Genomic DNA, 14,527 nt, shown 5'->3' on the forward strand with positions numbered 1-14,527 from the left:
GGGCTACTACGCAGTACATAGGACAGTGCCTAAGCGCTCCGCAGAGCCCTGTCACTCATGGAGCGGGATCCCCGCCCAACGGCCAAGGTGCCGGACTGCACTATTTCGCGGATGCCGAACGGCTCAAGCACTGAAAGCAGCGCTGCGAGCTTTTCCGGGGTACCGGTTGCCTCAATGACCACCGAGTCTGTGGAAACGTCTACCACTGAGGCACGGAACAAGTCTGCAGCTTGGGTGACCTGCAGGCGTGTCGCGGCATCCGCACGTACCTTGACCAGGATGTGGTCACGTTGCACGGAAGATTCTGAGGTCAGCTCGACAATCTTGATCACGTTGATCAATTTGTTGAGCTGTTTGGTGACCTGCTCGATAAGGTCGCCATCGGCGTCGACGACGACCGTCATCCGGGAAATCCCGGAGACCTCGGTGGGGCCGACAGCCAGGGAGTTGATGTTGAAGGCGCGCCGGGCGAAAAGGCTGGCCACGCGGGTCAGCACTCCGGGCTTGTCTTCGACCAGAACGGACAATGTGTGGCGGCTCATGGTTAGTCCTCCTCTTCCCATTCCGGGGTCATGTTGCGGGCAACCTGAATCTGGTCGTTGGAGACTCCGGACGGGACCATCGGCCACACCATGGAGTTCGGGCTGACCACGAAGTCGATGACCACCGGGCGGTCATTGATTTCCAGGGCCTTCTGGATGGTGGCGTCGATATCCTCGTCCCGTTCGCAGCGGAACGCGGCGCAGCCGTACGCGTCTGCCAGCTTGACGAAGTCCGGGATACGGACGGTGTCGTGGCCGGTGTTCAGGTCGGTGTTGGAGTAGCGGCCTTCATAGAAAAGGGTCTGCCACTGCCGCACCATGCCCAACGAAGAGTTGTTGATGATGGCGACCTTGATGGGAATCTTGTTGATGGCGCAGGTGGCAAGTTCCTGGTTGGTCATCTGGAAGCAGCCGTCGCCGTCGATCGCCCAGACCACGCGGTCGGGTTCCCCGACCTTGGCGCCCATGGCTGCCGGCACGGCATAGCCCATGGTGCCGGCGCCGCCGGAGTTGAGCCAGGCATGGGGACGCTCGTACTTGATGAATTGGGCGGCCCACATCTGGTGCTGGCCGACACCGGCAACGTAGATGCCTTCGGGGCCCGTGAGCGCCCCGATGCGCTCAATAACCCGCTGCGGAGCACTCAGTCCGTCTTCCGGTTCGGTCCAACCCAGTGGGTAGGTATCGCGGAGGTTGTTGAGGAACGCCCACCAGCTTTCGAGGTCCGGGGTGCCGGACTGTTCGAAAGCTGTCCTGACGGCCTCGGTCAGTTCCGGAATGATCTCCTTGACAGATCCCACGATCGGAACGTCGGCCAGGCGGTTCTTGGAAATCTCCGCGGGGTCGATGTCGGCGTGGATGATCTTGGCGTACGGAGCGAAGGTACTGAGGACACCCGTCACCCGGTCATCGAAGCGCGCACCGAGGGTGATCAGCAGATCGGACTGCTGAAGTGCGGTGACCGCAGAGACCGTGCCGTGCATGCCCGGCATACCGACGTGCTGGGGATGGGAATCCGGGAACGCACCGCGGGCCATGAGGGTAGTGACCACGGGGGCGCCGGTGAGCTCTGCGAGTTCGCGGAGCTCGGCCGAAGCATGCGCCTTGACCACACCACCGCCTACGTAGAGCACGGGCTTGCTGGCCGCAGCGATAAGCCGGGCGGCCTCGCGCACTTGCTTGTTGTGGCCGCGGAGCACCGGACGGTAGCCCGGCAGGTCGATCTTGGGGGGCCATGAGAAGGTCATGGTGCCCTGCTGGGCGTTCTTGGCTATGTCCACCAATACGGGACCGGGACGCCCGGTGCTTGCAAGGTGGAAAGCCTCGGCCATGACATGCGGAATATCGTTGGGATCCGTCACCAGGAAGGAGTGCTTGGTGATCGGCATGGTGATGCCGACGATGTCTGCTTCCTGGAAGGCATCCGTACCAATGACGGAGGCCGAGACCTGACCCGTGATGGCAACGATGGGCACGGAGTCCATGTGGGCATCCATGATGGCGGTAACGAGGTTGGTGGCACCGGGTCCCGAGGTGGCGATACAGACGCCAACCCGCCCGGTAACCATGGCATAGCCTTGGGCTGCGTGGCCGGCTCCCTGTTCGTGACGGACCAGGATGTGATTCATCTTGGAGGCCATCAAAGGGTCATAGGTGGGGAGGATCGCGCCACCGGGCAAACCAAAAATATCGTCCACGCCGAGTTCTTCGAGCGAGCGGACAATAGCTTCCGAGCCGGTCATCACCGTTGGGGGTACAACGTTGTTCGGCCCGAGTACAGGAGAGGGAGTTGCAGCATTGTCGACGACGGCGTCAGCCGGACGGTCGACCTTTTCCGGAGCTTTGGGGGCTCCAGCGGACTTTGCAGCCATCAGCGAGGGGCTGATCGGCGATCCTTTGCTCATCGGACTCTTCCTTTGGGGATCTTCAATTAGTGAAAGGTACTGCTTGGTACTGCGTTCATGCGGGTTGGTGCTTGGTGCGCTCTCCCCAGCGGGAAATAAAAAAACCCCTCAGCCTTGCGGCTCTTCGAGGGGTTGCGCGTGACGGTTCGTTACCAGTCGGGCTACAGGGCCACGCGCTTGGTAAGTACGACGACGCCGACAGTAACGAATGTGATCATGCGTTCAGTGTTCCCTCTGAGTGAGATTCGTGTCAATTGAGTAACACCCTATCTCACTATTTGGACCTTGATGTCCGCCTGCCGGACCCTACGCTGCCCTCCGCCCAACTAACTCGCACTTGTTGTCGTTCTGAGGGCTCAAAACGACAACAAGTGCGAGTTAGTTGGGCAACGGGCGCTATCAGGATTGTTACCCGCAGTAGGCGCCCGTGGAGGCGCTGTGGACGAGTTTGGCGTATTTGGCGAGGACTCCCTTGGTGAACTTGGCCGGGAGGGGTTCCCAGCCGGTCTTGCGGGACTCGAGTTCGGCGTCGTCGACCAGGAGGTCAAAGGAGCGTGCGGCGATGTCCACGCGGATTTTGTCGCCGTCCTTGACGAAGGCGATGGGTCCGCCGTCGGCAGCTTCAGGCGCAACGTGCCCGATGCACAGCCCGGTGGTGCCGCCGGAGAAGCGGCCATCGGTGAGCAGGAGCACGTCCTTGCCCAGGCCCGCGCCCTTGATGGCGCCGGTGATGGCGAGCATCTCACGCATGCCCGGGCCGCCCTTGGGTCCTTCGTAGCGGATCACGACGACGTCCCCGGCCATGATCTGGCCCTTGTCCAGGGCGTCGAGCGCACCTTGTTCGCGTTCGAACACGCGGGCCGTGCCTTCGAAGACGTCGGCGTCGAAGCCTGCGCTCTTGACGACGGCGCCTTCCGGGGCCATGGAGCCGTGCAGGATGGTGATGCCGCCGGTCTTGTGGATCGGGTTGTCCAGGGCGCGCAGAATCTTGCCGTCCAGGTCCGGCGGGTTGATGGAGGCCAGGTTCTCCGCGAGGGTCTTGCCCGTGACGGTCAGGCAGTCCCCGTGCAGCAGTCCGGCGTCGAGCAGTGCCTTCATGATGACCGGCACGCCGCCGATCCGGTCGACATCGGTCATCACATAGCGGCCGAAGGGCTTGAGGTCACCCAGGTGCGGGATCTTGTCGCCGATGCGGTTGAAGTCATCCAGGGTCAGTTCGACCTCGGCTTCGCGGGCGATCGCGAGCAGGTGCAGGACCGCGTTGGTGGACCCGCCGAAGGCCATCGTGACGGCGATGGCGTTCTCGAACGCCTTCTTGGTCATGATGTCCCTCGCGGTGATGCCGAGGCGGAGCAGGTTGACCACTGCCTCCCCGGACCTGCGGGCAAAATCATCACGACGGCGGTCTGCCGAGGGCGGGGCTGCAGAGCCCGGGAGGGACATGCCGAGCGCTTCGCCGATGCACGCCATGGTGTTGGCCGTGTACATGCCGCCGCAGGCACCCTCGCCCGGGCAAATTGCGCGTTCGATGCGGTCCAGGTCGCCCTTGCTCATCTTGCCGGCAGCGCACGCACCCACGGCTTCGAAGGCGTCAATGAGGGTGACTTCCTTCTCTGAGCCGTCCTCGAGTTTGACCCATCCGGGCATGATGGAACCGGCGTACAGGAAGACACTGGCCAGGTCCAGGCGGGCGGCAGCCATGAGCATGCCCGGAAGGGACTTGTCACAACCGGCCAGCAAAACGGAGCCGTCGATGCGTTCGGCCTGCATGACGGTCTCGACGGAGTCGGCAATGACTTCGCGCGAAACCAGGGAGAAGTGCATGCCCTCGTGTCCCATGGAAATGCCGTCCGACACGGAAATAGTGCCGAACTGCATCGGAAACCCGCCGCCGGCGTGAACGCCTTCCTTGGCGCCCTGGGCGAGGCGGTTCAGCGAGAGGTTGCACGGCGTAATTTCGTTCCACGAACTCGCGACACCGATCTGGGGCTTGGCGAAGTCAGCATCGCCCATGCCTACGGCCCGGAACATGCCTCGCGCGGGAGCGGCATGAATGCCATCCGTTACCACCCGGCTACGTGGCTTGATGTCCGGCTGGCTGTCTGACGCAATGGGGGTGTGCTCACTCATGGGCACGAGTCTATGACTCTTGAGTTGTGGCCACGAGCACGGCGGGCGGGTGGAGGCAAATTCAGTGCTAATTCATCCAATATTTCATGCAAATAGTGGACAGCCATCCCAATGCATGAAATCTGCCGGGACGCCTCGAATCGATTGCCCGTGCTAGACAGCCCCGTGGCGCGGACGTAACGTCAAATCACGACACCTGTGCCACTCGAACAGAAGGGCTCCTCCCATGGATTGGTTGATCTGGGTTATCGTCATTGTGTTGATCGTCGCGGTTGTCTGGTGGCTCTTGAGCCGCAACAGCGCGAAGTCTTCTTCGAGCGGCGCGGCAGGGTCCGCGCCGTCGCAAGCCGCCTCGTCACCAACCGCCGGACAAGACTTGGCCGAGGAACGCACGGCGGCACGAGAGCCCGAAACCGTGCCGGCGTCCGAATCGAAACTCGCCACCGAACCCGCATCTGAACCGGGCGACTCTGAACCGGGCGACTCTGAACCGGGCGACGTCGACGACTGGGAGCACCCTGTCCCACCCCACGCATCCGGGATGGACACCCCGCCAGAGTCACCAGCTGCCGGAAGCGTTCCCGGGGAGCCGATTTTCGACGAGCCCACGCTTGCAGAGCCCGTGCTGTCCGAGGAAGAAGCCCCCGAACAAGAAGCCCCCGAACAAGAAGCCCCCGGACAAGGCGCTCCCGAACCGGAGCCCGAAGGCGGCGTGACAGCCGACGACGTCACGCCGGCCGACGCGGGACCTTCCGGTCCCGCGTCCCCAGCGAGTCGCCTTGCGCCGGGCACCGGATCGGAAACACCTCAACCAGCCACCCCCGAGCAGCTGGCAGATAGGGCCGAATGGGAAGTCACATGGAGCGAAGGCGGCGCCCAGGGAGGTGCTGGCGCGCCGATCCACCACCACGAGTACACGGACCCGCATGCACCAACGCTTCCAGGTGCGGAATCCGCCGCGGCGGAAACTGTCGACGCTGCTCCGGAATCCACTGACGCGGTTCCGCTGGGCGGGCATCTTGCCGCCGAGCAGCCGTATGGTGAGGGCTCGGCTGCTGCCGCCGCGGATGGAAGCGGACCTGATGGCTATACCGTCAAGGGAAACGCCGACACCATGACCTACCACGATGAGGACAGTCCCTCCTACGACGAGGTCAAGGCCGAGGTCTGGTTCGTTTCGAGTGCCCACGCCGAAGCAGCCGGTTTCCGGCCGCCGCGGAGGAACCGGCGCTAATCGGAGCTATGACGGTCTGCGATTTTCCCGGCGTCGTGCCCGCAGGTGAAGATGGGCTGCCGGGACCGCGGACGGGCGGTTGAGCCTCCGCACGCCCGACGTCACCTTCCCCGGCATTCCCAAAGCCCCAACCCACGACGGCGGATTTCTCACCGAGCGGCATGGAGCCGGACGGCACCCTGCGGGTCCGGAGCAACAACAAAAACCCTGATTTCGCGCCGCTCCTGAAGCCTCCCGGCCAAGGGCGGCCGAGGGGTTCAAGTCGATTTCACACTTCGGCAAGTGTCGTGTAGAGTTACATGTCGTTGCGGAGATCAACGAGGGAAGAAAAGCCTTCAGCTGATTGAATTCAACAGATGCACCTCTAGCTCAATTGGCAGAGCAATTGACTCTTAATCAATGGGTTCCGGGTTCAAGTCCCGGGGGGTGCACCAAAAGGAAGGACCCTTGGGCGGCACTAGCCGCCCAAGGGTTATTTCTTTGCGTCGTGAGCAACAAACAATTGCACCTCTAGCTCAATTGGCAGAGCAATTGACTCTTAATCAATGGGTTCCGGGTTCAAGTCCCGGGGGGTGCACCAAAAGGAAGATCCCTGGACGGCGAAACGCCCTCCAGGGATCTTTGTCGTTCGGCCGGCTCCGCACCGGATGAACGAGCGAGCCAAAGCTCAGTTGGAGACTTCCCCGGGCGCTCCGACTGATTCCGCGGCTGCGACAATGTCATGTACAACGGCCGAGGAATCACTGTTTGCCAGCTCACGCACCAAAGCCTGGAGTTCCCGCCGCAGCTTGGCCGTATCCACCGGAACAGGCGCAAGCACTTCACCTTCCAATTGCGTGGCGAGCCCGAGTGTACGCTCCCCCGCTTCGGTCAGGCTGACCACTTGGCTTCGACGGTCCGAGATGCTGCGCGTGCGGCTGATATGGCCGTGGGCCTCCAACCTGGTGAGCGTCTTGCCCATCGTCTGCGCCTGCACGCGAATAATCTGGGCGAGCATGGATTGGGTGGTGGGTCCCTTTACGGCAAGGACTTCCATGACAATGACTCCGGCGTGAGTCAGCCCCATACCGCGCAGTTTCTCGTTCCAGGCGTGCTCCACGAGCCGCGCCGCTGTGGACAGCAGGCGCCCGGTGGGCCACCGTTCCATATCAGGCATAAGGGCCAGTATATCGACCGCAATGAACAGCTTGCGCCCGGATTCAATTCGGGAAGCGGACAGCTCGTCATTATGCTGAGTGGGCGCGGACGAAAACGCAATAAGGAGCACATCTTGGCCGAACGACTTATTCCGGGTGATACTGCCCCCGATTTCACCCTGAAGGACCATCATGGCCACGAGGTCGCCCTGGCCTCTTATCGTGGCCGCAATACAGTCATCTACTTCTACCCGGCGGCATCCACCCCGGCATGTGCACAACAGGCTTGTGATTTCCGCGACTCCCTTGCAGTCCTGCAGGCTGCCGGTTACGAGGTCCTTGGGGTCTCTCCGGACCCGGTGAAGGATCTGGAAAAGTTCGCGGCCGAGGAATCACTGACGTTTCCCCTCCTGTCGGACGAAGGGCACCACGTGGCCGACGCGTATGCGGCGTGGGGTGAAAAGAAGAACTACGGCCGCACGTACCAAGGGCTGATCCGCTCAACCATCGTTGTCGACCCCGATGGCAAGGTGGCGGTGGCGCAGTACAACGTGCGTGCTACCGGCCATGTCGGAAAGCTCCTCAGGGACCTAAAGCTCAACAAGTAGTTCCCTCTGCGCGGCGTCGTTCCGGGCTGGGACAGCCGGGGGCTAACCGCGGGTACAATAGAGGCCGGTATATGGCCCGGAGCACGAACTCTGCTTCCAGGCCAACGCACCGATGCCGGCGCGAGTGGTGAAATTGGCAGACACGCAGGATTTAGGTTCCTGTGCCTTCGGGCGTGGGGGTTCAAGTCCCCCCTTGCGCACACAGGGAAGTGTCCCGGTCCTTGATCGGGGCACTTCCCGTTTTCAGCCAGGACTCAGGGCCCTGAACTAGACTGGCCCGCGGCCCGGCTGCCGAGGGCCCCAGCCCGTCCGACTGCCTTGAGGGGACAAGAGTGGTAAGCAGCAAGCTTCGCCGAGTTACGCTCCAAATCGGCGCAGGCCTTCTGGCCGTGGCTTTGGCCTCGTGCACAGCCAATCCAGGACCTGCTCCGTCAACATCGGCCGGAAGCGGCACCCAGGCGGAGCCGAGCAAGACCTTCAACTTCGGCACTCCGTCGATGCCCCTGGGACTCGACCCTGCCCTGACGAACGACTCGGAGTCGTATCGCGTCACCCGGCAAGTGATGGAAGGCCTTGTGGGAGTCGACGCCTCCACCGGCCAGCCAACTCCGCTGCTGGCCACAGGGTGGTCGCAAGGGAATGACGGACTCAGCTACGACTTCACGCTGCGGTCAAAGGTCACCTTCCAGGACGGAACCGCCTTTGACGCAGCCGCCGTGTGCAGCAACTTCAATCGTTGGTTCAACTTCCCGGCAACTCTTCGCCAGCAGGCACCGGGGATCCCCTTCAAGAGTGTCTTCAAGTCCTTCTCGGACGAGCCATCGCTGTCAATCTTCAAAAACTGCAAGGTTGTCTCTGGCGACCACGTCCAAATCAACCTGAGCAAGCCCTTCACCGGCTTCCTTCAAGCCCTGACCCTGCCTGCTTTCGCCATGTCTTCCCCAAAAGCCTTGGCTGAAGGCAATGCCAACCTCCTGGACAAAAAGCTGGGAGGGCAGCCGGCGTCGTCCTATGCTTCCCACCCGGTGGGTACAGGTCCTTACGCCTTCTCTTCGTGGACCGCAGACCGGATCACACTCACTAGCTACAAGGGATACTGGGGCGACCGTGGAGAGATAGCCACGGTCAATTTCATTCCCTTCGATTATCCGCAGGCCCGCCTCCAAGCCCTGCTTGCCGGCACCATCGACGGATACGACCTCGTCACCGCCGGTACCTTCGATCAACTGGTCAAGAAGGGGATGCAAATCGTCCAACGGGACCCGTTCTCCGTGATGTACCTCGGCATGAACGAGTCCGTGGCGCCCCTTCAGAACCTTGGCGTGCGCCAGGCCATAGAGATGGCCATCGACAAGGACACCATCATCCACAAGTTCTTCATCGACAACACGTCTCCGGCGTCTCAATTCGTCCCACCCAAGCTGAGCGGCTTCAACAACAACGCCCCGTCCTTGGGATATGACCCCGGCAAGGCCAAGGAGCTGCTCGCCAAATCCGGCTACAAAGGCGAGGAACTCAAGTTCTACTACCCGCTCAACGTCACCCGCGCCTACCTTCCCACTCCGGAGAAGATCTACGCGGAGATCAGCGCAGAACTCACGGCCATCGGGCTGAACATCAAGCCAGTGCCTGTGAACTGGGATGACGGCTACCTCCAGAAGGTCCAATCCCCGGGGGACCATGCACTTCATTTGCTCGGCTGGAATGGCGCCTACTCGGACCCGGACAACTTCGTTGGCACCCTTTTCGGTGAAAACAACGGCGAGTTCGGCTACAGCGATCCGCAGGTCTTTTCAAAAATCGACCGTGCACGGGGGCTCCCCGACGGCTCGGACCGCAATTCGCAGTACCAGACCATCAACGCCCAGATCGCTGCCACTGTCCCGGCAGTCCCGATCGCCTTCCCCATTTCGGCTTTGGCCCTGTCCGACCGTGTTGAAAAGTACCCCGCGTCGCCTGTCTTAAACGAAGTTTTTACAAACGTTCGTCTGAAGTCTTGACGGCCCGCCGCAATTTCAGTTATGGGCCCACGCGGGGATATTCTGTGACAGCCAGTGCCGCCGCTATCGGAGATTGATCGTGACCTTCATTTCCAAGACACACCACGCTGACGTCGTCCTTATTGGGGGCGGGATCATGAGCGCCACCTTGGGTGCGTTCATCAAGCAGCTCGAACCCAACTGGACCATCTCCCTCTTTGAGCGGCTCGACGAAGCCGGCCTGGAAAGCTCCGGACCGTGGAACAACGCGGGAACCGGACACGCCGCGCTGTGTGAGCTTAATTACTCGCCCGCAGCAAAAGACGGCTCTGTTGACCCGTCCAAGGCCCTCCATATCAACGAGCAATTCCAGCTTTCCCGGCAGTTCTGGTCCCATCTGGTGGACAACAAGTTGATCGGCTCCCCCAAGGGTTTCATCAACACCGTTCCACACATGAGCTTCGTCATCGGCGACAAGCACGCGGACTTCCTCAAGAACCGCTACGAGGCCCTCAAGCCCAACACACTCTTCCGCAGCATGGAATACACGGAAGACCAAGCCCAGATCGCCAAGTGGGCTCCGCTGATCGTCAAGGGGCGCGACGCCAAGCAGCGCGTTGCCGCCACCCGCGCAGCGGAAGGCACCGACGTCGACTTCGGCGCCTTGACCCGCGAACTTACCGGCTACCTCGCCGGCAACGGCGTTGAAGTCAACTATGGCCACAACGTCACCAACATCCGCAAAGCGTCCGACGGCGGCTGGGACCTTTCCCTCAAGTACCCCGCCTCCGGCGAACATGGCCAGATCCACGCCAAGTTCGTCTTTGTCGGCGCCGGCGGCGGAGCGCTGCATCTGCTGCAGGCCTCGGGAATCCCGGAAAGCAAGGGCTACGGCGGTTTCCCCGTATCCGGGCAATTTTTCCGCTGCACCGACGAGGCAATCGCCCGCCAGCACAGCGCCAAGGTGTATGGCCAGGCTTCGGTGGGCGCCCCGCCCATGTCCGTGCCCCACCTGGACACCCGCTACGTTGACGGCAAGCGTTCCCTGCTTTTTGGCCCGTACGCCGGTTTCTCCACCAACTTCCTGAAGACCAGCAGCTACTTGGACCTGCCGCTATCCATCCGCCCGGGCAACATCATCCCGATGTTGGCCGTGGCCAAGGACAACATGGACTTGACCGCTTACTTGATCAAGGAAGTGGCCAAGCGCCACGACGCCAAGGTGGAGTCACTCCGCGAGTACTACCCCCAGGCCGACGGCGGCAACTGGGAACTGATCACCGCGGGCCAGCGCGTCCAGATCATCAAGAAGGACTCCAAGAAGGGCGGCGTGCTGCAGTTCGGCACGGAAGTCATCACGGCTCGCGACGGTTCAATCGGCGCACTGCTCGGTGCCTCCCCCGGAGCCTCCACCGCCGTCCCCATCATGATCGAGATGCTTCAGCGGTCCTTCCCGAAGAATTTCAAGGGCTGGCAGTCCAAGCTCAAGGAAATGATGCCAGGGTACGGGGTCAGGCTGAACGAAAATCCGGAACTCGCCGCCGAGCTGGAAGCCAGTACTGCCCGTTCGCTGCAACTTGAGGCTGCGGACGCCGTTCAGCATTAGGAACCGTCCAGGCTACGGCCGGTTCGCGATACGAAACAGACCGTAGACCCCGGGAGACAATGCGATGTTCCGTCTGGCAAAGCTTTCACTGGCGAACAGGGCGTTGATCGCGCTGATCACCGTTTTCGCTGCGGTGTTCGGCGTGATCACGATGTCCTCGCTCAAGCAGGAACTTATCCCCTCGATCGAGTTCCCGCAGATTTCGGTGATCACGGCCATGCCGGGCGCGTCTCCGGAAGTTGTCGACAAGCAACTCAGCCGCCCCCTGGAGACGGCGTTGAACAGTGTCGAGGGCCTCGAATCAACCACGTCGACATCGCGGAACGGCGTCTCGCAGATCACCATGGTGTTCACCTACGGTTCGAACCTGGACCGGGCACGCAATCAAATCGATCGCGCCATCTCCAACGCCAAACGTGTCCTGCCGGCCGACGTCGAGCCGCAGTCCTTCGCGGGAAGCATCAGCGACTTCCCGATCGTGTACTTGGCCGTGTCGTCGGACAAGCCGCTAAGTGAGTTGAACACGGACTTGCAGCGGCTTAGTGTTCCCCGACTCCAAAAGCTCGACGGCGTGCGGAGCGCTGACGTGACCGGTGGCGCTACGCAGCACATCCTGATCCAACCCAATGTCCAGGCCATGGCCGCGAGCGGCGCCACGGTCCAGTCGCTGACGAATGCCCTGAAGAACAACGGGACGCTGGTCCCGGCTGGAACCATTGAGGACAAGGGCAAGACGCTTTCCCTTCAAATCGGCAGCCCGGTGGACTCCCTCGACGTCGTCAAGGGCTTGCCGCTCACCGGCGCGAAGGCCGGAACCACAATCAGCACCGTTGCCGACGTGAGCATCCAGGACGACGCCGCAACCTCGATTACCCGGACCAACGGGAAGCCGACGCTGGCCCTGTCCATCACGAAGAAGCCCGACGGCGATACCGTTGCCATTTCGCACGCCGTCAAGGATTCCATCGCCCAGATGGAGGCAGAACTCGGCGCCAATGCGCATTTCACTCCGGTATTCGACCAGGCACCGTACATCGAGAAGTCCATCAAGGACCTCACCACGGAGGGCCTTCTTGGACTCGGCTTCGCCGTGGCAGTCATCTTGGTGTTCCTCATGTCGGTGCGCTCCACGCTGGTGACAGCAGTATCGATTCCCTTGTCGCTGCTGATCACGTTCATCGGAATATCAGCGACCCACTACTCGCTCAACATCCTCACCCTCGGCGCTTTGACCATTGCGATAGGCCGGGTGGTGGACGACTCGATCGTCGTGATTGAGAACATCAAGCGGCACCTCAGTTACGGAGAGCACAAGCTCGCGGCGATCCTCAATTCCATCCGGGAAGTTGCCGGGGCCATCACGGCATCCACGCTGACCACGGTTGCCGTCTTCCTGCCGATCGCTTTTGTGGGCAACCTGGCGGGCGAATTGTTCCGGCCCTTTGCCTTGACGGTGACGATCGCTTTGCTCTCCTCGTTGCTCGTGTCCCTCACCATCGTCCCGGTACTGGCCTACTGGTTCCTCAGGTCGCCAGCCGCCGGCGCTGCGGGAGCCGACGATTCCCGCACCGGCGATGCGGTTGCCGCCGCGCACGAAGCCGAGCAACGCAGCCGGCTGCAGCGCGGCTATTTGCCTATCCTTGCCAAAACCCAGAAACACCCGGTCATGACGATCGTCGCTGCGGTCCTTGTGTTAGGCGGAACAGCAGCTATGTCGCCATTGTTGGCCACTGACTTGTTGGGCGACTCCGGGCAGAACAGCATGACCGTGCGCCAGGTGCTACCTGCGGGCACCAGCCTCGAACAAACCAGCGCTGCCGCTGCGCAAGTGGAATCCGTCCTGCACGGGATCGATGGCATTAAGGACATCCAGGTAACCTCAGGCAACGCCCAGACGGGTTTCGCCGCACTCACCTCGAGCGGCGCGTCCAACTCGACGTTCACAGTGGTGACGGACGACAAAGCTGACCAGCAAAAGCTGCAGGATACGGTGCGGTCCCGCCTCGCCGGCGCTTCGACTGCAGGCAAGGTCACGGTGGGTGCCCAACAGGGTGGTTTGGGCACCTCGTCCACGGTCGACATCACCATTAACGCCGCGAGCTCCGCGGATCTGAAGACCGCAAGCGATGCGGTAGTGAAAGCCATGGACGGCGTCCCCGGGAGTTCGGAGGTAGCCACGAACCTGGATGCCAGCCAGTCCGTGGTCCAAGTAAAGGTTGACCGCACCAAAGCCGTGGCAGCCGGACTGAACGAAGAGCAGGTCGCCGGTGTCTTGGCGTCCACGGTCAGTCCCGTCCCCGCGGGCACTGTCCGCATCGAGACGACGGACTTCCCCGTACAGATCGGCGAAGGCACGCATTTCAGCAGCATCGCCGATGTCAGGGCCATCAAGCTCCCGACGCCGGGAGGGCCGGTTCCGCTGGCCAGCATCGCTTCCGTGGATCAAGTTGACACGCCAGTGTCCATCACCAGCAGCGACGGCCAGCGAAGCGCGAAGGTGACTGTCACGCCGTCGGGCTCCAACCTCGGTGCCGTCAGCACGGCAGTCACTGACCGGCTGAAAGCAGTCCAGCTCCCGGCAGGCGTCACCGCCGTTATCGGGGGTGCGACGACGCAGCAGGCGGACTCGTTCCAGCAGCTCGGCCTGGCGCTCCTGGCCGCCATCGCCATCGTGTACGTCATCATGGTGGCCGCGTTCAAGTCCCTCATCCAGCCACTCATCTTGTTGGTGTCCGTGCCTTTTGCGGCCACGGGCGCCATTGCCTTGCTCCTGGTGACCGGTGTGCCGCTCGGACTTCCTGCCCTGATCGGCATGCTGATGTTGGTGGGGATCGTGGTGACCAATGCGATTGTCCTGATCGACCTCATCAACCAGTACCGTAAACCACACGGTGGCACCCCTGGAATGAGCGTGGCCGAAGCTATCACCCATGGCGCCCGGCAGCGGCTGCGTCCCATCCTCATGACTGCGCTCGCAACCGTCTTCGCTTTGACGCCCATGGCTTTGGGCCTCACGGGGGGCGGCGGTTTCATTTCGCGGCCGCTGGCGATCGTGGTTATCGGCGGCCTTGTCTCCTCGACGGCGCTGACGCTCGTCCTGGTACCTGTCCTCTACAAGCTGGTCGAAGGCCAGCGGGAGAAGAAGGCGCTGCTCAAGGCACTCAGGCAACGCCCCGACGTCGCTGGCCACGGCGATGTAGACCACGGTGTCGCAGGCCACGGCGATGCAGACCACTTGGACTGGACCACGGGAATGATCCCCCGCGTCACCGGGCGGCGGGCCGCCTCCGGCCCCGCCGAGTAGGCCAACATACCGGGAACAAAATGGTGCCTTACCCCGTTGTAGGCGGTGATACATGCAAATGCATCTATTTTGGGATAGACTGTT

At 62.1% G+C, this 14,527-nt stretch carries 9 protein-coding genes and 3 tRNA genes; 8 read left to right on the forward strand and 4 right to left on the reverse strand.

The genetic code is table 11. The features are described 5' to 3' along the window. Nucleotides 1-29: 29 nt before the first annotated feature. The 3 genes from ilvN to ilvD all read right to left on the reverse strand — a co-directional run bounded on the left by ilvN (nt 30) and on the right by ilvD (nt 4,576). Nucleotides 30-542, reverse strand: coding sequence for an acetolactate synthase small subunit (gene ilvN, locus A3M3_RS0100625; RefSeq protein ID WP_028264679.1), 513 nt, complete (start codon nt 540-542; stop codon nt 30-32). A gap of 2 nt (nt 543-544) precedes the next feature. Beyond that, complete coding sequence (locus tag A3M3_RS0100630) at nt 545-2,446, reverse strand: acetolactate synthase large subunit (RefSeq protein ID WP_028264680.1); 1,902 nt, start codon at nt 2,444-2,446, stop codon at nt 545-547. A 408-nt stretch (nt 2,447-2,854) separates the two neighbouring features. After that, complete coding sequence (gene ilvD, locus A3M3_RS0100635) at nt 2,855-4,576, reverse strand: dihydroxy-acid dehydratase (RefSeq protein WP_028264681.1); 1,722 nt, start codon at nt 4,574-4,576, stop codon at nt 2,855-2,857. Between the two features lie 226 nt (nt 4,577-4,802). Between ilvD and A3M3_RS0100640 the strand changes: the two genes are divergently transcribed. From A3M3_RS0100640 to A3M3_RS0100650, 3 genes are all read left to right on the forward strand, one after another. Further along, nucleotides 4,803-5,810, forward strand: coding sequence for a sunset domain-containing protein (locus A3M3_RS0100640; RefSeq protein WP_035741160.1), 1,008 nt, complete (start codon nt 4,803-4,805; stop codon nt 5,808-5,810). A 358-nt stretch (nt 5,811-6,168) separates the two neighbouring features. Beyond that, nucleotides 6,169-6,244, forward strand: a tRNA-Lys gene (locus A3M3_RS0100645). A 70-nt stretch (nt 6,245-6,314) separates the two neighbouring features. Beyond that, nucleotides 6,315-6,390 (forward strand) — tRNA-Lys (locus tag A3M3_RS0100650). Nucleotides 6,391-6,477: 87 nt separating this feature from the next. Here the strand turns inward: A3M3_RS0100650 and A3M3_RS0100655 are convergent. Beyond that, on the reverse strand, nt 6,478-6,966 hold the full coding sequence (locus A3M3_RS0100655; RefSeq protein WP_028264683.1) for a MarR family transcriptional regulator: 489 nt from the start codon (nt 6,964-6,966) through the stop codon (nt 6,478-6,480). Between the two features lie 114 nt (nt 6,967-7,080). On the opposite strand from A3M3_RS0100655, the gene bcp reads away from it, so the two are divergent. From bcp to A3M3_RS0100680, 5 genes are all read left to right on the forward strand, one after another. After that, nucleotides 7,081-7,554, forward strand: coding sequence for a thioredoxin-dependent thiol peroxidase (bcp, locus tag A3M3_RS0100660; protein ID WP_028264684.1), 474 nt, complete (start codon nt 7,081-7,083; stop codon nt 7,552-7,554). 118 nt (nt 7,555-7,672) lie between these two features. Next, nucleotides 7,673-7,754, forward strand: a tRNA-Leu gene (locus tag A3M3_RS0100665). 132 nt (nt 7,755-7,886) lie between these two features. Next, nucleotides 7,887-9,554, forward strand: coding sequence for an ABC transporter substrate-binding protein (locus A3M3_RS0100670; protein WP_028264685.1), 1,668 nt, complete (start codon nt 7,887-7,889; stop codon nt 9,552-9,554). Nucleotides 9,555-9,633: 79 nt separating this feature from the next. Continuing rightward, nucleotides 9,634-11,139, forward strand: coding sequence for a malate:quinone oxidoreductase (locus tag A3M3_RS0100675; RefSeq protein WP_028264686.1), 1,506 nt, complete (start codon nt 9,634-9,636; stop codon nt 11,137-11,139). A gap of 64 nt (nt 11,140-11,203) precedes the next feature. After that, nucleotides 11,204-14,443: an efflux RND transporter permease subunit gene (locus tag A3M3_RS0100680; RefSeq protein ID WP_028264687.1), complete on the forward strand. Its 3,240-nt coding sequence runs from the start codon at nt 11,204-11,206 to the stop codon at nt 14,441-14,443. Nucleotides 14,444-14,527: the final 84 nt, after the last annotated feature.

This window comes from Arthrobacter sp. MA-N2, assembly GCF_000517125.1.
Classification (GTDB): domain Bacteria; phylum Actinomycetota; class Actinomycetes; order Actinomycetales; family Micrococcaceae; genus Arthrobacter; species Arthrobacter methylotrophus.

Excerpts from the sequence above, each read along its gene's own strand:
- A3M3_RS0100630 (WP_028264680.1), bottom strand. The coding sequence starts at position 2,446 with ATGAGCAAAGGATCGCCGATCAGCCCCTCGCTGATGGCTGCAAAGTCC.
- ilvD (WP_028264681.1), bottom strand. The coding sequence starts at position 4,576 with ATGAGTGAGCACACCCCCATTGCGTCAGACAGCCAGCCGGACATCAAG.
- A3M3_RS0100680 (WP_028264687.1), top strand. The coding sequence starts at position 11,204 with ATGTTCCGTCTGGCAAAGCTTTCACTGGCGAACAGGGCGTTGATCGCG.
- A3M3_RS0100640 (WP_035741160.1), top strand. The coding sequence starts at position 4,803 with ATGGATTGGTTGATCTGGGTTATCGTCATTGTGTTGATCGTCGCGGTT.
- ilvN (WP_028264679.1), bottom strand. The coding sequence starts at position 542 with ATGAGCCGCCACACATTGTCCGTTCTGGTCGAAGACAAGCCCGGAGTG.
- A3M3_RS0100655 (WP_028264683.1), bottom strand. The coding sequence starts at position 6,966 with ATGCCTGATATGGAACGGTGGCCCACCGGGCGCCTGCTGTCCACAGCG.